Annotated in this window: 17 protein-coding genes, 1 riboswitch and 1 other annotated feature; of the genes, 3 read left to right on the top strand and 14 right to left on the bottom strand. The window is 40.1% G+C overall.

The window, feature by feature from the left end; translation table 11 throughout:
• Positions 1-433 precede the first annotated feature (433 nt).
• Positions 434-889, top strand: coding sequence for a YslB family protein (locus M3600_RS05160; RefSeq protein ID WP_233317545.1), 456 nt, complete (start codon positions 434-436; stop codon positions 887-889).
• Between the two features lie 37 nt (positions 890-926).
• Here M3600_RS05160 and M3600_RS05155 read toward each other — a convergent pair whose 3' ends face one another.
• The 14 genes from M3600_RS05155 to M3600_RS05090 all read right to left on the bottom strand — a co-directional run bounded on the left by M3600_RS05155 (position 927) and on the right by M3600_RS05090 (position 18,954).
• Positions 927-2,159 carry an aspartate kinase gene (locus M3600_RS05155; protein ID WP_233317543.1) on the bottom strand — a complete coding sequence of 411 codons (1,233 nt, stop codon included), beginning with the start codon at positions 2,157-2,159 and terminating at the stop codon, positions 927-929.
• A 122-nt stretch (positions 2,160-2,281) separates the two neighbouring features.
• Positions 2,282-2,462, bottom strand: a riboswitch (Lysine riboswitch).
• A gap of 84 nt (positions 2,463-2,546) precedes the next feature.
• Positions 2,547-4,319, bottom strand: a complete 1,773-nt coding sequence (uvrC, locus tag M3600_RS05150) for an excinuclease ABC subunit UvrC (protein ID WP_233317542.1) — start codon at positions 4,317-4,319, stop codon at positions 2,547-2,549.
• Positions 4,320-4,518: 199 nt separating this feature from the next.
• Positions 4,519-4,833: a thioredoxin gene (trxA, locus tag M3600_RS05145; protein ID WP_144456514.1), complete on the bottom strand. Its 315-nt coding sequence runs from the start codon at positions 4,831-4,833 to the stop codon at positions 4,519-4,521.
• A gap of 145 nt (positions 4,834-4,978) precedes the next feature.
• Complete coding sequence (locus M3600_RS05140; protein ID WP_251644867.1) at positions 4,979-5,953, bottom strand: electron transfer flavoprotein subunit alpha/FixB family protein; 975 nt, start codon at positions 5,951-5,953, stop codon at positions 4,979-4,981.
• Positions 5,954-5,968: 15 nt separating this feature from the next.
• Positions 5,969-6,712 (bottom strand): electron transfer flavoprotein subunit beta/FixA family protein, encoded by a 744-nt coding sequence (locus tag M3600_RS05135; protein ID WP_251644866.1) that lies wholly within the window; start codon positions 6,710-6,712, stop codon positions 5,969-5,971.
• A 5-nt stretch (positions 6,713-6,717) separates the two neighbouring features.
• A complete protein-coding gene (locus M3600_RS05130) occupies positions 6,718-8,400 on the bottom strand; it encodes a long-chain-fatty-acid--CoA ligase (RefSeq protein ID WP_251644865.1) in 1,683 nt (560 codons plus the stop codon).
• A gap of 210 nt (positions 8,401-8,610) precedes the next feature.
• A complete protein-coding gene (locus tag M3600_RS05125) occupies positions 8,611-9,018 on the bottom strand; it encodes a DUF350 domain-containing protein (RefSeq protein ID WP_233317532.1) in 408 nt (135 codons plus the stop codon).
• Between the two features lie 31 nt (positions 9,019-9,049).
• On the bottom strand, positions 9,050-11,398 hold the full coding sequence (locus M3600_RS05120; RefSeq protein WP_233317530.1) for an endonuclease MutS2: 2,349 nt from the start codon (positions 11,396-11,398) through the stop codon (positions 9,050-9,052).
• A 79-nt stretch (positions 11,399-11,477) separates the two neighbouring features.
• Positions 11,478-13,196, bottom strand: coding sequence for a DNA polymerase/3'-5' exonuclease PolX (gene polX, locus M3600_RS05115; protein WP_233317521.1), 1,719 nt, complete (start codon positions 13,194-13,196; stop codon positions 11,478-11,480).
• A 161-nt stretch (positions 13,197-13,357) separates the two neighbouring features.
• Complete coding sequence (locus tag M3600_RS05110) at positions 13,358-13,900, bottom strand: CvpA family protein (protein ID WP_233317518.1); 543 nt, start codon at positions 13,898-13,900, stop codon at positions 13,358-13,360.
• A 10-nt stretch (positions 13,901-13,910) separates the two neighbouring features.
• The gene (gene zapA, locus M3600_RS05105) at positions 13,911-14,171 is read right to left on the bottom strand and encodes a cell division protein ZapA (protein ID WP_233317516.1); all 261 of its coding nucleotides are present in this window, start codon (positions 14,169-14,171) and stop codon (positions 13,911-13,913) included.
• 155 nt (positions 14,172-14,326) lie between these two features.
• Positions 14,327-16,741, bottom strand: a complete 2,415-nt coding sequence (gene pheT, locus M3600_RS05100) for a phenylalanine--tRNA ligase subunit beta (protein ID WP_237941787.1) — start codon at positions 16,739-16,741, stop codon at positions 14,327-14,329.
• 18 nt (positions 16,742-16,759) lie between these two features.
• Positions 16,760-17,800 carry a phenylalanine--tRNA ligase subunit alpha gene (pheS, locus tag M3600_RS05095; RefSeq protein ID WP_233317512.1) on the bottom strand — a complete coding sequence of 347 codons (1,041 nt, stop codon included), beginning with the start codon at positions 17,798-17,800 and terminating at the stop codon, positions 16,760-16,762.
• Positions 17,801-17,887: 87 nt separating this feature from the next.
• Positions 17,888-18,135 (bottom strand) — a binding site (T-box leader).
• 72 nt (positions 18,136-18,207) lie between these two features.
• On the bottom strand, positions 18,208-18,954 hold the full coding sequence (locus tag M3600_RS05090; RefSeq protein WP_233317510.1) for a TrmH family RNA methyltransferase: 747 nt from the start codon (positions 18,952-18,954) through the stop codon (positions 18,208-18,210).
• Between the two features lie 134 nt (positions 18,955-19,088).
• Between M3600_RS05090 and sspI the strand changes: the two genes are divergently transcribed.
• Together sspI and M3600_RS05080 are read left to right on the top strand one after the other, a co-directional pair.
• Complete coding sequence (sspI, locus tag M3600_RS05085; protein ID WP_233317507.1) at positions 19,089-19,295, top strand: small acid-soluble spore protein SspI; 207 nt, start codon at positions 19,089-19,091, stop codon at positions 19,293-19,295.
• 243 nt (positions 19,296-19,538) lie between these two features.
• Entirely contained in the window at positions 19,539-20,663 is a 1,125-nt protein-coding gene (locus M3600_RS05080) for an AI-2E family transporter (RefSeq protein WP_237941788.1), read from the top strand.
• The last annotated feature ends 41 nt before the right edge of the window (positions 20,664-20,704 follow it).

The raw sequence follows: 20,704 nt of genomic DNA, 5'->3' as shown, positions 1-20,704 counted from the left end.
CTGTGACAATTTCATTGTACTCCCAATAAAAATCTCGGTCAAGAAAACGGATACAATTATTCCAGATTTCTTTATCCTTTTTTATTATATGATTTTGCTCTTGGAAAAATTTCTACTTTATTTTACCGCATAGAAACTTTGGCCCTAAGGGAAAAATAATAGAAGCTGATAGAGCAGATGGCAGTAAGATTAAGCCTGCTTTTTCTCCTAGCTTTTTCTTGCTTGGCTTAAAGCTTTATATGATGTGTTATTTTGCCATACAGAACTAATAAAATAGACCTGATTTTCCTGTTATTATTCCCTTATCGCTATGTTTTTTTCTAGATTTTAAAGTATACTATTAAAGCGATATATTTTTTGTCGAAATTTACGATGCATTTAATGAATTTAATAACATATATTTAATAGAATTGTAGAAAGAGGAGAGAGGCAATTGAGCGAGATTACAACAGAAGAAAGAATAACGAAAGTAGAGGAAGACTCTCTTACAGTACCTGCCTATGGATACGAATTGCTGCGTGAAATTTTAATACCTGACTTGCTTGGAAGAGATACTCCGGATATCCTTTATTGGGCTGGCAAAAGAATTGCCCGAACTTTCCCCCTTGACCACTTAGAAGGAGCAGCTGCTTTTTTTGAAAAAGCAGGCTGGGGTCAGCTTGAAATCGTGAAAGCAAATAAAAATGAGATGGAATATAGCATTACAAGTCCATTAATTGAACAAAGGCTGAAGGAAAAGGGCAAATGCACATTCCAGTTGGAAGCAGGCTACCTTGCACAGCAGCACGAACAATTAAAAGAAGTAGTTGCAGAAGCGTTTGAAGATCCAAAACGACGCGGCAAAAAAATTACTATCACTGTCCGCTGGGACAGCAAAGATCCTGTATAAAAAAAGGTCCTCTTTCTTGAGGACCTTTTTATTGTTGTTATGCATTAATAACCGGTAAATTGCTCAAATCGAACGCATCATGAAGTGTTTCGACTGCTTTCACCATATTGCTTTTCTCAATAACAGTAGACACCTTAATTTCTGATGTGCTTACCATTTTTATCACAATATCTTGTTCTGCCAGCACTTTGAACATGTCTGCAGCAACACCTGGATTGGAAATCATGCCAGAGCCGACAATAGAGACTTTCGCAAGTCCTTGCTCTGACGCAACTCTATCATAACCAAGCACTGCTTTGTTTTCTTCAAGGACCTTAACTGTTTCTCCTAAATCACTGTCCTTAATGGAGAAGGAAAGGTTCGTTCCTTTGCTTTCAGTCAAGCTTTGTATGATAATATCCACATTGATGTGATGTGAAGCCAATGTAGAAAAGATAGTGGAAAGGCTAGTTAGCGGATCTTTCAGCCCAAACACCGTTACACTCGTAATATTATCTTCAAAAGCGACTCCGCGTACTACTAAATTTTGTTCCATTGATACTTCCTCCTCGATGATAGTTCCTTCTTCTTGTTCCATGCTTGAACGGACCACAAGCGGCATTTGATAGTTTTTCGCATATTCAACTGCTCGTGGATGCAATACCCCTGCGCCAAGGTTTGCCAATTCTAGCATTTCATCATATGAAATGGACAGCAGTTTTCTTGCTTCTTTTACAAAGCGCGGATCTGTCGTATATACACCTGTAACATCCGTATAAATATCGCATTTATCTGCCTTTAACGCAGCTGCTAGAGCTACCGCAGTCGTATCAGAACCGCCGCGGCCAAGTGTTGTAATGTCTCCGCCTTCTGTGATTCCTTGGAAGCCTGCGACAATGACAACCTTGCCATCCATCAGATGTTCTTCGATTCTCTCTGTTTTTATATTTAATATGCGGGCATTGCCATGGACTGCTTCTGTCTCCATGCCTGCCTGCCAGCCTGTAAACGAAATGGCATCTATATTCTTTTCATTCAGAGCCATAGCAAGTAAACTGATTGTGATTTGTTCTCCTGTTGACAGGAGTACATCCATTTCTCGTTTGCTCGGCTTTTCTGTAATTTCACCAGCTAGTTTTACTAATGAATCCGTTGTTTTTCCCATTGCTGAAACGACGACAACGACGTCATTCCCACGATTTTTTTCTTCCATTACTCTTTCGGCAACATGTTTAATTCTCTCTGCACTTCCGACAGATGTTCCGCCAAATTTTTGAACTACTAATCCCACAGCTATTCCCTACCTTCTTTTCTCTTCTTAGAAGCTCTGTTCTATCACCTTTTTTTGCAAACAAAAAAGGCAATGAGAACATCTCATTGCCGTGCAGGTAAATACATATAAATGTGCACAAACAGCGAGATAGCTCTCCAAAACAGTTCCTTGTTTTGACAGTCTTACATTTATTCAATGCAAAACCAGCAAAGGAACGATGAGTTATCCCTTCACTTCGGCGATCTTCCCTTTCATAATTCTTCAATGAAGCTCATCCTTCTCCGAATTATTACTATTGAAGCTCGCACCTCTACCTTCACTTATTAAGTTATAAGTTGCCATCATTATAGCATATGGTTTTCAGCTTAACAACGCTATTTTTTATTTTTTTGCATAAAAATACAATCAATCTTTTAATTTTTCAAGAAGCTCCTCTGCAACAGCAGCTGGAATTCCGATATTTGTGAAGTCAGTAATCGATGCCTCTTTCATCTTTTTAACAGATCCAAATGTTTTTAACAGGAGCTTACGACGTTTTTCTCCAATCCCTGCAATGTCATCAAGCATAGACTGGAAGGCATTTTTCGAGCGCACTTGACGATGAAAGGTAATCGCAAACCGATGGACTTCGTCTTGAATACGCTGCAGGAGATAGAACTCCTGGCTGTTTCGTGCCAGCGGTATAATTTCAAGCGGATTTCCGTAAAGCAGCTGGGAAGTTCTGTGCTTATCGTCTTTCGCCAAGCCTGCAACCGGAATATCGAGTGCCAGTTCATCGAGGAGAATTTCTTTGACAGCCTCAATATGACCTTTCCCTCCATCAACAAGAATCAAATCTGGCATTGGCAGTCCATCTTTTAATACGCGCTGATATCTTCTGCGCACAACCTCCCGCATCGATTCATAATCATCCGGTCCTTGAACTGACTTTATCTTATACTTCCTGTATTCCTTTTTCGCCGGTTTTCCGTCAACAAACACAATCATGGCCGAAACTGGGTTTGTTCCTTGAATATTACTGTTATCAAAGGCTTCAATTCTGTGCGGCGTGTAAATCCCCATCTGGCTTCCTAAATTCTCTACTGCTTTGATTGTGCGCTCTTCGTCTCTGTCAATTAAAGCAAATTTTTCATGAAGAGCATTTTTGGCATTTTTATTTGCCAACAATACTAGGTCCTTTTTCTGACCTCTTTGCGGTTTAATCACTTTCACACCAAGAAGCTCTTCGACCATTTCCCCTTGAATAGAATCTGGTATTAAGATTTCTTTCGGTTTGAAATGATTAGCCTTTGAATAAAATTGTCCGAAATAGGTGAGCATCTCTTCTTCCGGCTCTTGATAAATTGGGAACATGCTAACATCTCGCTCAATCAGCTTTCCTTGTCTGATGAAAAACACTTGGACACACATCCAGCCTTTGTCAACTGAATATCCAAAAACATCTCTGTCGACAAGGTCAGTCATCATCATTTTTTGCTTTTCCATCGTAGCTTCAATATTAGCAATCTGGTCTCTGTATTCTTTTGCCCGCTCAAAATCAAGCTCCTCAGCAGCAGCTGACATTTTTGCTGTGAGCTCCTTTTTTATCTCCTTATAGCCGCCATTCAGAAACTTTGTAATCTCATCAACCATCTTGCGGTATTCTTCCTGAGGCACCTCATTTACACATGGAGCAAGGCATTGTCCAAGATGATAATAAAGACATACTCTGTCTGGCAATGTAGTGCATTTACGAAGAGGATAAAGCCTGTCAAGGAGCTTTTTCGTTTCATTAGCGGCCTGTACGTTAGGGTATGGACCGAAGTATTTGCCTTTATCCTTTTTCACATTACGTGTCGTAATTAACCGGGGATGTCTTTCTGCTGTCAGCTTAATAAATGGATAACTTTTGTCGTCCTTAAGCATAATATTGTATTTCGGATCATGCTTTTTAATTAGATTAATCTCTAAGATAAGTGCTTCTATATTAGATGAAGTGATAATATATTCAAAGTCCTCTATTTCATTCACAAGCCGCAAGGTTTTCCCGTCATGCGAACCAGTGAAATAAGAGCGGACGCGGTTTTTAAGTACCTTTGCTTTCCCTACATAGATGATCGTTCCTTGTCTGTCTTTCATCAGGTAGCATCCTGGCTGGTCAGGCAAAAGCATCAGTTTGTTTTTTATTGTATCGTTCATTGCAGTCCCTCCCTGAACGCACTTGTTTATACAGAACATAAGTACTATTATATATGATAGGGCAGAAGCTCGTTTTCAGCAACTATGAGTGTGTGTAAGTTGGAGGAAGGGAATGAGGATTTTTCCAAAAGTCCAACTAAAAGCTGATTAAAGGCCAAAAAAAGAACCCTAGGAAGTCCCAGGGTTTTGTTTTTGAGTCTTAAACGTGTTTAGCCAATAGCTCAGAAAGAGCTTCTTTTGGTTGGAAACCAACAACTTTATCGACTACTTCGCCGTCTTTGAATACCAACAATGTTGGGATGCTCATTACGCCGAATTTAGAAGCTGATTCTTGGTTTTCGTCAACATCGATTTTCACGATTTTAACTTTATCACCAATTTCTGAATCCAATTCTTCCAATACTGGTGCAATCATTTTACATGGTCCGCACCAAGGTGCCCAAAAATCTGCAAGGACTACGCCTGAACCTGTTTCTTCTGAAAAGTTTTGATCTGTTGCATGTGAAATTGCCATTTATATATGCCTCCTCTTAGTGTTAAACCTGATAATATCCCAAAGTATACCACCGTTTTACTATTGATGCTAATAATTTGTTTCGTCCATCATTTTTCCCATCTGTTCCTGCATCTATTCAGTCGTTTTGCCCACTTGACTTTCGTTATTGGCTGTCTTGAGATCTCAAGCCTTTCTCTAGTAATGGCAACACATCAAAAACATTCCCGACAATTCCATAATCTGATGCTTGAAAAATCGGTGCTTCTTCATCCTTGTTAATCGCAATAATTATATCTGCTGACGTAATGCCGACTAGATGCTGGATAGCTCCTGAAATTCCACATGCGATATATATTTTTGGGGCGACTGTTTCTCCTGTCTGGCCAATTTGATTGGATGCATCACACACGCCAAGTTCAACAGCCCCTCGTGACACGCCAACTTTACCTCCTAATGTCTCGGCAAGCTGTTTGACAAGAAGATAGCCACTTTCATTTCCAACACCTCTGCCTGCTGCAGCAATTATGTTGGCATTTGCCAGTTCTTCCTTGCCGCTGCTCTTTTTCTCAAGCCGGACAAGGGAAAAGTCAGGATTGTTTACAATTGGAGATTGTATCTCTTTAATACCCTTTTTCTCCTCAAGCCTGTTATCAGCTTTCCAAGCTTTTTGCTTTATGCTTAAAATACAATGATTGTTTATCTGCACCTTGTTGATAATATTTCCAGATAAAATTTGTCTTGTTACAAACAAGCTATCTGGCCCCGTTTTTATTTCTACAATATTAGAAACTAGGGGGAGTTTAAGGGATTCGGAAAGACATGCTGCTAGTGTTTTGCCAAAGTCCGTCTGTCCTAATAACACGGCATAAGGCTGCTCTGCTTCTATGAATTGCTTTATGAGAGGAAGCAATGTATGAACATTAGGTCTGGAGAGCTTACTGTTTTTCATGAACACAACTCTGTCACAGTGATAATACATAAGATCATCAGCAATTGATTCATCATCGTCGTCGCCGACAAGCAAGACAACTATTTCGCCATCGCTGGATATTTTAGTAGCTGCCTCCATGCACTCTAATGTGACTGAATGTAATTTATCCTGTCTTTTTTCCGCAATAATCACTATTCGCTTTTTCAATTTCTCTCACTCCCGTCACTCTTGTATATGGCTTTGTATTATTTGCGCCAATTGTTTCACTTTGTCTTCCAGTTCCCCTTCCAACAGAATCTTTTTCCGATCATTTACGAAATAGCTGAAATCAACTGTTTGAATATCCTTTTGATTTTGATAGGCTGCTGTCTTTTTTTCGAGAGGCTTTTGTTTAGCCTTCATGATGCTTGAGAGCTTCGGCAAACGAGGTGTATGCAGGCCTTGCGGGATTGTGAGGAGAACTGGAAATTTCCCTTTATATGTCTCTAAATCTCCATTGCTCTCCTTCGTTATGAAAACAGCCTCTTTTTCTACTTCCAGCTTTGCCGCCTTTGAAAGGAAGGGAAGTCCTAATATTGTTGCCACTCTAGGTCCAACTTGTCCTGAGCCCCCATTTGTCGAAAAGTCTCCAGCTAAGATAAGATCATACGGCAGGCTGCTTAATTGCTCAGCAATAAGCTTAGCAATGACAGCCGGCTCTAAGTCTTCGTCTGTTTTTACGAATAGGGCATTGTCTGCTCCCATCGCAAGTGCTCTTCTAAGATGTTTTTCAGCTTCCCGATGGTGAACAGTCAAGACTGTAACGCTGCCTCCGTAAGCTTCCTTTAAAAGCAGAGCTTCCTCTAATGCTGCTTCATCTGGCGGATTAACACTTTCTTTTAAATTGGTATGCTGTATCTTCCCGTTCTCAATCATAAGCTGCTGGTTTGCTTCCAGGACGATTGAAAGCAAGACGATGATATTCATCCCCATTATCTCCCTTCTTCCGTTTCCTTCTCCTTTAACTCTCTTCTCAATACTTTGCCGATCGCTGACTTTGGCAGCTCATCACGGAATTCATAAATTCTTGGCACCTTAAAGGTTGCCATCCTTGTTCGCATAAATGTATTCAGCTCATCGTCTGAAACCTGCTCTCCTTCTTTCAACACAATAAATGCCTTCACTGTTTCACCGCGGTAAGAGTCTTTCACACCGACAACTGCTGCTTCCTGAACGGCAGGATGCTCATACAGAACCTCTTCGACTTCTCGTGGATATATATTAAAGCCGCCGGCGATTATCGTATCCTTCTTCCTGTCAACAATATAGAAAAAGCCCTTTTCATCCATATAACAGAGGTCGCCTGTATACAGCCATCCGTCCTTTAGAACAAGCTCTGTCTCTTCTTGATTATTCCAATATCCCTTCATTACTTGTGGTCCTTTAACTGCCAGCTCACCAATTTCTCCAGGAGGGAGCATTTCACCCGTTTCCGGCGAGAAAACAGCAGCATCTGTACCAGGCCACGGTACACCTATGCTTCCTTTAACAATATCGTGATCCCATAAGAAGTTAACATGCGTCACTGGAGAGGCTTCTGTCAGTCCATAGCCCTCAACCAGCTTTCCGCCAGTCTTCTCTTCAAAGCGGTCGATAATCTCTTTAGGAAGCGGAGCAGAACCGCTTATAGCGGCAATGATTGAGGATAGGTCATATTTTTTAATATCTGGATGGTTCAACAAGCCGATATAAATGGTCGGCGCCCCAGGGAATACGGTAGGCTTTTGTTTATGAATCGTTTTAAGTGCAGTAGTCACATCAAATTTTGGAAGCAAGATCATTTTGTATATCTCCATGACAGACAGGACAAGCACAGTCATCATCCCATACACATGGAAAAGGGGCATAATTGCAAGGAGCCTTTCTTTGCCTTTCTCCAGCTTATACAGCCACTGGCGGCACATAGCAGTGTTGGCAACAAGGTTTTGATGTGTAAGCATAACGCCTTTCGGGAATCCTGTTGTTCCTCCTGTGTACTGGATAATCGCCAAGTCTTCCTCAAAGTTAAGGCTGTGTTCTGTAAACTCTTCTACAGGCTTTTTCCAAATTTTTTTTAACAGATGGGTAGATCCCTCATGTTTGACGGAAGGAATAATGCCATGCTCTTTTTTCTGGATATATGGATAAACGAGATTTTTGGGGAATGGGAGGAATTCACTGATAGAGGTTACAAGTATTTGCTCTATACTTGTCATTTCTTGTACATTTTTTACGCGGTTGTAAAGGATATCGAGTGTAATAATGACTTTTGCGCCAGCGTCATTGAGGATAAATTCAATTTCTCTTTCTTTATAAAGAGGGTTTACTGGAACTACAATCGCTCCGGCAAGCATAATGGCATAAAAACTGATTACAGTTTGCGGGATATTTGGCAGCATTACTGCAACCCTGTCTCCCTTATTCACTCCGATGCTTTGCAAATAAGCTGCTAGTTTAGATGATTTTTGATACGTTTGCTTAAACGTTAATTCCTTTCCCATAAAGTGAACTGCCTTATGTTTCGGATATTCTTTTGCTGCATTGCGCAGCAGCTGGGGAAGGGTTTCTGCCTTATAATAAACATTTTTCGCTGTTTCCTTTGGATAAAGTTCAAGCCAAGGTTTCTCTGTTTCCAAACCTGCTCCTCCTAACATAGTTGAGATTGTACTAGCTTATTATATGGCGGGAAGGAGCTTTAGGACATTTAAAATAAGCCTAAATTATAAAAAGGGCATTTTTAAATAACAAAAGAGACCAGTTTCCTTGAAACTGGTCTCTGAATGTAGCCAAACTTCTATAAGGTTGTAGATCTGCAGCCAGTATACTTAAAAAACTGGTCTACCCCATTAGGAGATGCCTGCACCTATTATATAGGAAAGGCCGATTGAAATAATCATAGAGATAAGACCGACCGCTCTGTTATCATTTTTTATCTCTTCATCAATCTTAAATTTCGGTGTTAAAAACTCAAAAATAAAGTATCCTATCAGCAATAGGAAGAAACCGAATATTCCCCAGGCAATCATCGTCAGCAATGAGTCATTCTGCATGATGGAATGCCTGAATACATTCGCAATCCCGAATATTTTACCGCCTGTTGCCATCGCAACAGCAACATTCCCTTTTTTTATCTCTTCCCAGTTATTATATTTTGTAACTAATTCAAATATAGATAAAAAAACAACGATGCTCAGGATAACAACACTGTAATCGCCAGCGGTGTTCACATATTCATTGCTCCAAAATGCATTCATCTGGCATCTCCTCTCTCTTGTCTTGTTTCTATTATTTCAGTTCTACAACGGTAACGCCGCTGCCGCCTTCCCCAGCCTCACCGAAGCGAATACTTTTGACGGAACGATGGTTTTTTAAGTATTCTTGCACACCTGTTCGTAGTGCTCCAGTTCCTTTGCCATGAATGATGGATACTCTTGGATAGCCTGCTAACAGACTGTCATCAATATATTTCTCAACACGCGCCAAGGCATTTTCATATCTTTCCCCTCGAAGATCTAGTTCAAGACTTACATGGAAATCTTTGCCCCTGATTGTTGCAAGTGGTTTTGTTTCCACCACTTTAGGCGCTTTAATGAACTCCATATCACGCTCTTTCACTTTCATCTTCATAATGCCGATTTGAACTTGCCACTCTTTATTAGAGACCCTTTCAATCAGCTGGCCCTTCTGGTCAAATGTCAGTACTTTTACTTCATCCCCCGGCTGGAACTCATGATTTGTTTTCACTGCTTCTTTTCGCTTAATCGCTGATTTTGGAGCAGCATCCTCAAGGCGTTTTCTTGCATCAATTAATTCATGCTCTTTAATTTCCGCCCGTTTCTCCAGCTGCATTTTCCGTAAATCTGAAATGACTGTTTCCGCTTCTTGTTTCGCATTTTCAACGATATCTGCGGCTTTCTTTTTAGCCTTTTCTTCAAGCGCCTCTTTTTTCTCGTAATATTCCATTACTTGCTTTTGCAGGTCACGATGCAGCATTTCCGCCTGCTTCAGCAAATCAGCAGCTTCCTTATGCTCGGATTCTGCAGCTCTGCGGCTTTCTTCCAGGGAAGCAATCATATTTTCAATTTTGTTCGTTTCTGCACTCACATGAGATCTCGCTGTTTCAATAACATCCTCATTTAATCCGAGTCGTTTGGAAATCTCGAACGCATTGCTCCGTCCAGGAACACCAATCAGCAGTTTATAGGTAGGACTTAATGTCTCAACATCAAACTCTACACTGGCATTAACAACACCTTCTCGATTATACCCGTATGCTTTCAACTCAGGATAATGGGTTGTGGCAATTACTCTTGCTCCTCTTTTGTTTACTTCATCCAAAATAGAAATGGCAAGTGCTGCCCCTTCTTGAGGATCTGTTCCGGCACCAAGCTCATCAAACAGGACAAGGCTGCTGCTGTTAACTTCCTTCAATATGCTTACAATATTGACCATATGAGAAGAGAATGTACTTAATGATTGTTCAATAGACTGCTCATCGCCAATATCTGCATATACAGCCTCAAACACACCCATTTCTGATTCATCAAGAGCAGGAATTTGCAAACCGGATTGAGCCATTAATGTGCATAAGCCTACTGTTTTTAATGTTACTGTTTTACCGCCTGTATTCGGTCCTGTTATAACAATAGAAGAATAAGCATCTCCTAATGCGACATCATTAGCTACAACCTCGTCAATTGGAATCAAGGGATGTCTTGCCTTGAACAAGTTTATTTTTCTTTCATTATTTATGATTGGTTTTGTTCCTTTAATGCGATGACCATATTTCGCCTTAGCAAACATAAAGTCAATTTCCTTTAATATCTCCACAATTTCCAGCAGCTCTTCTCTATGCTCTGCCACAAGAACAGTCAGCTGTGCTAGAATTCGGTCTATTTCCTGCTGCTCTTTTACGCGTATGCCTTGCAGCTCATTATTTAATGTTACAACCGATTGAGGCTCAATAAATAATGTTTGACCTGAAGCACTTTGGTCATGGATGATTCCACCATAATGTCCTCTGTATTCTTGTTTAACAGGGATAACATAACGGTCATTCCGGATTGTGATGATTGTATCTGACAGCATCTTTGCTGCATTAGCGGAACGAATCATGCTTTCTAGTTTTTCCCGCACCTTCGATTCATTTCTTCTTAATTGGTTGCGAAGAGCGCGCAATGCTTCACTCGCACTATCCATAACTGTCCCTTGTTCATCAATGGCCATTTTAATTTCTTCTTCCACTTCAGCGAGCACAACAATGCCGTCAACCAGTTCCTGTAAAATAGGGATTGGATCTTCTTGATGGAATTCCTCTGTGAATCTTTTTATTTGTCTGCTCACATGGACTGTACTTGCTACTTGGTTCAATTCAACGGGACTTAACATCCCGCCGATGGATGAACGCTTCACATGCGGGCGGATATCATGTATTCCGCTTAATGGAATGTTTCCCCTCATTCGGAAAACTTTTGCCGCTTCATCTGTTTCCTCCTGCCATTGAACCACTTCTTCATAGCTTGTGGAAGGCATCAGCTCAGAAGCCTTTATCATTCCTAATGGAGAAGAAACATGCTCTAGCAGCTGGCTTTTAATCTTGTCGAATTCTAATGTCTTCAATACTCTTTCTTGCATGGAGTTATCTCCTTTATCTTTTTAATGCAAACGTAAATTTTTCTTTCCTAGTATTATAGAAAAAATTTTTTAGCTTTTATTACTTATGACGATTCTTTAGAAAATCCAACAGTTTTTCCGTATCCCACGTATTAATTACTGTATTTTTATTTATCCAGCCTTTTTTCGCTGTAGACACACCGATGCCCATATAAGCAAGCTCCTTCGTGTGATGAGCATCTGTATTGATGACAAGATGAACACCAGCATCCTGCGCTTTCTTAATATTTTCTGCATTCAAATCTAGACGGTTTGGATTGCTGTTCAGCTCAAGTACTGTATTTGTTTCTTTGGCAAGCCTGATTAAATCGTCCATATCCACTTCATAGCCGTCTCTGATTCCGATTTTTCTTCCTGTCGGATGGGCAATGATATCGACATGCTTATTGCGCAGTGCATTCTCGAGTCTTTCCATAATCTTATGCTTAGGCTGAGAGAAGGAAGAGTGGATGGATGCGATAACGATGTCCATTTGCTCAAGAAGCTCGTCATCATAATCAAGTGTTCCGTCCGGTAAAATATCCATTTCAACACCAGCTAAAATGGTAATATCATCGTACTTTTCATTAAGCGCTTTAATGATCTGAAGCTGTTCTTGCAAACGTTCCGGTGTTAAACCGTTCGCCACCTTTAAATAGCGGGAGTGATCTGTAATTGCCATATATTTGTAGCCGCGCTGTCTGTTTGCTTCGATCATTTCTTCGATAGAAAACGCACCATCACTCCAGGTTGTATGCATATGCAAATCACCTTTAATATCTTCAAGAGAGATGATATCCAATTCTTCTTTGAAATCTTCGACTTCCTTGCCATCTTCTCTCATTTCAGGAGGAATGAACGGCAAGCCGAAATAATGGTAGAATTCCTCTTCAGTCGAAAATGTTTCTACTTCCCCTGTTTCAGTGTCTTCCACACCATATTCGCTTATTTTTTTGCCTCGTTCCTTTGCAAGCTGCCTCATTCTGACATTGTGATCCTTGCTACCTGTGAAATGATGTAAGGTTGTTGCAAATTCCTCAGGCTTAACGAGGCGGAAATCAATGGAAACATCAAATTCCAATTCAAGCACAACACTTACCTTCGTATTGCCAGCACCAATGACTTCCTTTATGCCTGGTAGGGTCAGCAATTTGTCTTTTACGTCTGCTGGTGAATTGGTGGCAATAATAAAGTCCAAATCTTTAATCGTCTCCCGCATTCTTCTAATGCTACCTGCACGGGAAAACCTTTCAATCGCTTCTATTTTTTCTAACTCACCTTCAATGGAAAAAGCCACTCGAAGCATATAAGCAAGCGGAAGTCTATCTGGCCTTGAACCAAAGCTGTCAAGCGCCTCCAGTATTTTATCTTCTGTTTTTTTGCCAAAGCCGCTCAAGGATTGGACTTTCTTTTCCTGACACGCAAGCTTCAAGTCCTCTGCATTTTCAATGCCGAGTTCTTTGTAGAGTTTAGCAATCTTTTTGCCTCCAAGACCTGGCAGCTGAAGCAATGGTATTAACCCTTTAGGCACTTCTTCCTTTAGTTCCTTCAATACAGAGGATTCTCCTGTATGGATAAAGTCCTCTATGACAGCAGCAGTGCCCTTGCCGATGCCAGGAAACGCTGTGAAATCTTCTATTTCGTCTAATGTTTGTTCTGTTGTTTCCAACGCTTGTGCTGCTTTGCGAAATGCGGATATTTTAAAGGAGTTTTCCCCTTTTAATTCCATATATATTGCAATTTGTTCTAATTGGCGTACTACTTCTTTTTTTGTTGTCATTGTTATCACCTACATAATCCTGTCATTGATTAGTATGTTTCCCTTAATTCTGTCAAACAATAATATCATAACATGTTCTGCTATTTTTCTATAACAAGTTGCTACTATTTAAGCAAAAAGAAACCCCTCCAGCCTCATAGCCGGAAGAGTTCCTATTGCCTTTAGGAGGCTACGTATTCAAACCAAATTTCCTTGATCTTTTCCGAAAAGTATGGAGTGTTTTCGATAATACCTGCTGCTACAACCGAATTATTCAGATGTGTCTGAATGAACTCAGCAGGAAGCAATGCTGCAATATAAAGCAGGATAAACAGCACCAAATAGGTTTCAACAAAGCCTAAAATTGCTCCGGCCCAAGTGTTAAGCTGCTTCAAGACAGGAAGGCTTGCGACAAAATCGACCATGCTGCCGATGATTTGCCAGATTATTTTCACAGCAAAGAAAATCACTGCAAAAGCGACTGCACGGTAAAATACCTCTTCCAAGTTTGTGCTGCCAAAAAGTCCTTGAACGAAACTGTTCTCACTTGTATTTGTATAAGGTATCCATAAGTTTAATTTAGTTGAGAGCGGTATATAATATTTATTTGCAACAATAAATGCCACGATAAATCCTGTCAAATGAATGATCTGCAGGATAAAGCCCCGTTTCAGCCCTCTCAAGAGACCAAAAACGAGCAGAATGATGACGATTAAATCCAACATGAACTTTTTTTCAGTCCTTTTCTCTATTTAATTCATTTTCCAATTCTTCCACGCGATCTATTAGCTTAATATAGTCATTTACAATATTAACAGCTGTCAGCACTGCTAATTTATTTGTATCAAGGGATGGATTCTTCCCGTAAATCTCGCGCATTTTCTTGTCCACGATAGAGGCAACCAATCGAACATGACTGGAAGATTCTTGGCCGAGTATTACATATTCCGTTCCATATATTTTCACATTCGTACGGTTTTTTTGTGCATCTGACACTATCTTGCCTCCAATCCTTTAAGAATCCTAATCTATATCATACCATGAAGTGACTTTAAGTGGGAAGTCATTGCATGGTAAATACAGCAAGTTTTACAGCTTCTCCCGCTCTCCTCGCAAAAAAAGCTGGCCATACCGGCCAGCTTCCATCTATATTATCCTCTTAACACAGCTCCTGCTTTCTCTTTAACAGCTTCTAAAACTTTGTCATGCGACTTTGTAATCATGTCATCTGTCAATGTTTGTTCTGGATCGAAATATTTTAGAGAGTAAGCAATGGATTTTTTGCCTTCTTCCATTTTGTCTCCTTCATACAGGTCAAACACCTGTACTTCTTTCAGTAAGGAACCGCCTGCTTCAACGATAATTTTTTGGATTTCGCCAGCTGAAATTGTGGTATCAACAACAAGAGCAATATCTCTTGTTACGCTAGGGAATCTTGGAATTGTCGTGTATTGCAAGTCTGTAACTTCAGCAGCAAGCAGCTTGCTTAAATCTAATTCAAAGACATATGTTTCTTTCAAATCAAGCTCATTTTGAACTTGTGGATGCACCTGGCCAGCAAACCCGATTGATTCACCTTTGAACAAAATATCTGCTGTTCTTCCAGGATGCATGCCATCCATTGTTCCGCGCGTAAACTCGATTTCTTCAGAAACGCCAAGCTTCTGGAACAGCCCTTCAAGCACTCCCTTTAATACGAAGAAATCAACCGGTTTTTTCTCACCTTGCCAGATATGAGAAACCCATGATCCTGTAATAGCACCTGCAACATGCTCTTTTTCTTCCGGAAGCTCATTTTGTGCTGTCTCCAAGAATACAACGCCTGTTTCATAAACAGACAGGCTGTCATTTTGGCGGGCAGCATTATATTTTACTACCTCTAACAGCTGTGGAACGATGCTTTGTCTCAGCAATGCTCTTTCTTCACTCATTGGCATTGCCAGGCGGACTGGATTTCTTTTCTCTAGTGCAAATTGCTGAACTTTCTTTTCACTTGTTAATGCATAAGTGATGGCTTGATATAATCCTGCACCTTCTAAATATTTGCGGACAGCGCGACGCTTTTTCTGATATTCTGACAACGCGCCTGGGATAGCTGCACCGATAGGCAAGGTTGTTGGAATATGATCATAACCGAAAAGTCTTGCTACTTCTTCTGTTAAATCTTCTGGAATAGAAATATCATTTCTTCTAGTCGGCACTGTTACTGTGAAGCTGCCGTTTTCAACAGAAGTTTCAAATTGAAGCCTTTTGAAAATATCTGTCACTTCGCCTTCTGTTAAAGAAGTCCCTAATACATTGTTCAATTTCTCTAAAGTAATCGAAACAATTTTCGGCTCAGCTTTTAGGTTTTCTGCTGCCACTTCACCTTCCAAAACGTCTCCGCCTGCATAAATTTGAAGCAATTGCGCCGCTCTTTCAGCAGCTTGACGAACACGATTAGGATCGATTCCTTTTTCATATCTTGCGCTCGCTTCACTTCTTAAGCCTAGTGTTTTAGAGGATTTACGGATAACTCCAGCTTCGAAATAAGCAGATTCCAAAAGGACTGTTGTTGTATCGCTTTGAACCTCTGAATTTGCACCGCCCATTACACCAGCTACAGCAACTCCAGCTTCACCGTTTGTAATTAGCAAATTGTCTTCTGTCAGCGTTCTTTTTGCATCATCCAAAGTTACGATTGTTTCTCCAGCTTTTGCTCTTCTTACAAGAATTTCTTTTGAACCAAAACGATCATAGTCAAATGCATGCAGAGGCTGACCGTATTCTAACAGAATATAGTTTGTGATATCGACAACATTGTTATGTGGACGGATACCAGCAGCCATTAGTCTTCCTTGCATCCATAATGGTGATGGAGCGACTTTAACGTTTTTAATAATTTTTGCTGTGTATAGTGGTACATCCTCACTGTTTTCCACTTTTACGCTTACATAATCCGCAGCGCTTTCTGCTGTTTTTGGATAGTCAACAGCAGGAAGCTTTACGTCCTTGCCTAAAACAGCTGCAACTTCATAAGCAACTCCTAACATGCTTAAGCAATCTGATCTGTTTGGAGTCAGGCCAAGCTCAAGGACTGCATCATCTCTTTGTAAATACTCAAGTGCATCTCTGCCTACTTCCACATCACCTGGGAACACGAAAATGCCTTCTGAATAATCTTTTGCAACAACTTTTGCTTCAATGCCAAGCTCCTGCAGGGAACAAATCATTCCATTTGATTCCTCACCGCGCAGCTTCGCTTTTTTAATTTTGAAGTTCCCTGGAAGAACTGCTCCAACCTTAGCAACAGCTACTTTTTGGCCAGCATCAACATTTGGTGCTCCACAAATGATTTGAACTGGTTCGCCGTCGCCTACATCTACTAGACATTTGTTCAGTTTATCTGCATTTGGGTGCTGTTCACGCTCTAACACATGACCGATAACGACATTTTTCATGCCTTCATTTAGCACTTCCACACCTTCTACCTCAATACCGCTTCTCGTGATGCGATCAGCTAACTCCTCAGGTGTTATATCATTTAAATCTACATATTCTTGCAACCATTTATAAGAAACTAACATTTGCTATTCTCCTCCAACTCAATATTCTGGCACTGTAAACTGTTTTAAGAAACGGATATCATTTGTATAGAAATGGCGGATATCGTCAATTCCGTACTTCAGCATCGCAATACGTTCTGCACCAATTCCAAAGGCAAAACCAGAATATTTCTTCGAATCAAATCCTGCCATTTCCAGCACATTTGGATGAACCATACCTGCTCCAAGCACTTCAATCCAGCCTGTGCCTTTACATACACTGCAGCCTTTTCCTTTACAGATACTGCAAGAAATATCAACTTCTACAGAAGGCTCTGTGAATGGGAAGAAACTTGGACGAAGACGGATTTCTCTGTCATTGCCAAACATTTTCTTCGCGAACACTTCAAGTGTACCTTTAAGATCGCTCATGCGGATATTTTCATCAATGACAAGCCCTTCAATTTGCATGAATTGGTGGGAATGCGTAGCATCATCATTGTCACGGCGATACACTTTACCAGGACAGATAATTTTAACAGGACCTACGCCCTTATGCTTCTCCATCGTACGAGCTTGCACTGGTGAAGTATGTGTTCTAAGAAGCAGTTCCTCTGTAATGTAGAAAGAATCCTGCATGTCTCTTGCTGGGTGGTTTTTCGGCAAGTTCAAAGCCTCGAAATTATAATAGTCGACTTCCACTTCTGGACCTTCCTCGACTGTATAGCCCATTCCGATAAACAGATCCTCCACTTCCTCAATCACTCTCGTCAAGGAATGATGATTTCCAACCGCAACTGGGCGGCCTGGCAAAGTAACGTCAATTGTTTCTGCTGCAATTTTCTTTTGCACTTCTGCTTCTTCCAGCGTCTTTTGTTTTTCTTCAATATGGCTTGTAATTTCATCGCGGATGACATTAACTAAAGCTCCCATTTTCGGGCGTTCCTCTGCCGATAATTTGCCCATTCCCTTCAACACTTCTGTAATTGGGCCTTTTTTGCCTAAGTATGCAACTCTTATGTCATTTAACTCTTTTACGTTTTCACTGGCTGCTATTGCTGTTAAAGCTTCTGCTTGCAGTTCCTTCAATTTCGCTTCCAATCTCGTTTCCTCCTTTTAATTTTGCATGAATCGTACAAGCTTTCGTAAAACTACTGCTGCTTGAAACATAAAAAAACCCCATCCCAACAAAGGGACGAGGTTTATATATTCGCGGTACCACCCTAATTAACCTGAATTAAGCATTCAAGTTCACTTCATTTGGATAACGGCATAAATGCCGGAACATCTTTACAATTTCATTAATGAAACTGGTCCCGATGCCAACTCAGGAGGTGAACTTCATTTAAGCTGCCAGATAAAAATGCTTTCAGTCAAGGCATTTTCTCCCTAAATCAGCAGAGCTGTAAATTACTTTTCTCCATCAACGTTTATTCATCATGCAATTTGCCATTATTATAGTATATTTTCATGTTCATTTCAAATCCATTTTGCTGTAAGCTTGCAGATTAGGCGAAATGATAGATTAAAATGCCTGCAGCAACTGCTACATTTAAGGATTCACTTTTCCCATGTATCGGAATATACAGATTTTTATCCGTTGCAGCAAGCACTTCTTTGCTTACTCCGTTTCCTTCATTGCCGACAATTAAACAATAGGAGGATTCAGGTGTTACTTCTCGATAATTGACGCCGTTTTCCAAGCTTGTACCATAAACAGGTATTTCTTTTTCCTTTAATTCTGCAATAAATTGCGGCAAGTTCTGCTTAATAATAGGCAGATGAAAATGACTGCCTTGCGCTGAGCGAACAACTTTCGGATTATATATGTCAACAGTGCCGTCGCCGACTATTACGGCATCAATTCCGGCAGCATCGGCTGTGCGGATGATTGTTCCAAGGTTACCTGGATCCTGAATCTCATCAAGAGCAATAAAGGATTTTCCTGTGGAAAGCACTTGTTCATCAGCATACTGGGTGCATAAAGCCACAATTCCTTGCGGGGTCTCAGTATCTGTTAATTGCAGAATAATTTCCTTCGTTACAATGGTTACAGGAACATCACCGTAATCCCATTTTGGCATTTCTATTTCCTCAGAAATAATCAAGTGCTTAATTGCATTTGCTTTTAACGCTTCCTCTACTAAATGAAAGCCTTCTACAAGAAAGGTGCCTGTTTTGTCCCTTTCTTTTTTTGTCAGGCATTTTTTCCACTCTTTTATTTGAGGGTTTTTGGCAGATAATATATGTTTCAAATTGTACGTCTCCTCACTTAAGCTAACCATTCTTTCATTTTTTATTATTATAGCGTAAAGAATATACATAATAAACGTTAAATGAGTAATGATATAGTATGGGTTTGTCATATTAGGAAAAAGGAGTGTTATCCATGAATTTAAATTTACGTAATGCGATTATCCATAATGTCTCTGGCAATACACAAGACGAGCTGAAGGCGACGATTGTAGATGCTATCCAAAATGGCGAAGAGAAAATGCTTCCTGGTCTCGGGGTCTTATTCGAAGTAATCTGGAAAAATTCTTCTGAGGATGAAAAGACAGAGATGCTGCAATCTTTAGAATCAGGATTGAAATAAAGAAAAATGGGGGGATGCTAATTCCTCCTTTTTTTTGCCCAAAAATTTTTATTAATAGTGAAACTTCTTTTATCGTCAATCGTATATCCATAAAGCATAACTGCAATGTTATAAACTTTGTATAGCAGGGTATAATTCAGATAGATTTATATGCTATACTACGTGTACTATACGTTTCTATTGGTTTTTTGTGCACATATACATAAAGTAATGTAACTAATAAAGAAAAAAGGTGAAGTTATCTTGACGAAGAAGAAGTTTCATTATTGGCTTTTGCAAGTATTATTAATTGTCGCAATCATTTATGTTTGCACAAAAATATCTTTTTTATTTCAGCCTGTAGCTGTACTGTTTTCTACTTTGTTTTTTCCTATTATTATCACAGGATTTTTGTACTTCCTGTTGAATCCGATTGTCAACTTCTTGCAAAAATATAAGGTACCGAAAACATTAGCTATTATTATTATTTATGTAGTAGTAATAGGTTTAATTATTTTAGCAATCGGCAGCGTTATTCCGATGATCAGCAAGCAGATTACAGAACTATTTAGCAATATACCGAACTATGCAGATCAAGCCATTAGGTTCTTCAATGACTTGAATGATACGAAACAGTATAAATGGCTGCTTAACCAGGAATATGTGACAATGAGCGACATCACAGCCAAGCTCAATGATTTTGCTCAGACAATTCCAAGCAGCATTACAAACAGCATAAGCACCATCATCAGCACAATGACAAATATTACAGTAACGATTGTCACCGTCCCATTTTTGCTGTTTTACAGCTTCAAGGACGGGAACAAATTCCCAGCAGCATTATCAAGGTTTTTCCCTGCTTCTTACCGCAAGGAAGCTACAAAAATACTAAAGGATACTGGTGAAACTTTAGCTGCTTATATTCAAGGACAAGTTATGGTTGCCCTTTTCGTTGGTACACTTGCCTTAATCGGTTACTGGATTATCGGTCTGGATTATGCTTTAGTCATGGCCTTGATTGTTGCTGTAACTAACATTATTCCATATGTCGGACCACTTATCGGCGGAGCGCCTGCTGTTATTATCGCATTGTTCACTTCACCGACTCAGGCTCTGCTCGTTATTATTGTCATCACCATTGCTCAGCAAATTGAAGGAAATATCTTGTCACCGCTTATTTTAGGCAAAAGGCTCGATACGCATCCTGCCACTATTATTGTCCTGCTTCTCGTCGCAGGAAACTTAGCAGGTATACTTGGAATGATTCTAGCGGTCCCAACATATGCTGTTGCAAAAACAATTGTTTTAAATATCAACCGATTCTTGAAAGCGCGAAAAGCGGCAATCTTAAACAATACCCCGCCGCCTCCGCCTATTGATTTACAATAGCAAAAAAAGTTTGCCCAAAATAGGGCAAACTTTTTTTATGT

Source organism: Niallia sp. MER 6 (assembly GCF_023714395.1).
GTDB lineage: Bacteria > Bacillota > Bacilli > Bacillales > Cytobacillaceae > Niallia.
The sequence above is the reverse complement of the archived record's forward strand: the minus strand, read 5'-3'. Positions and strand labels throughout refer to the sequence as shown.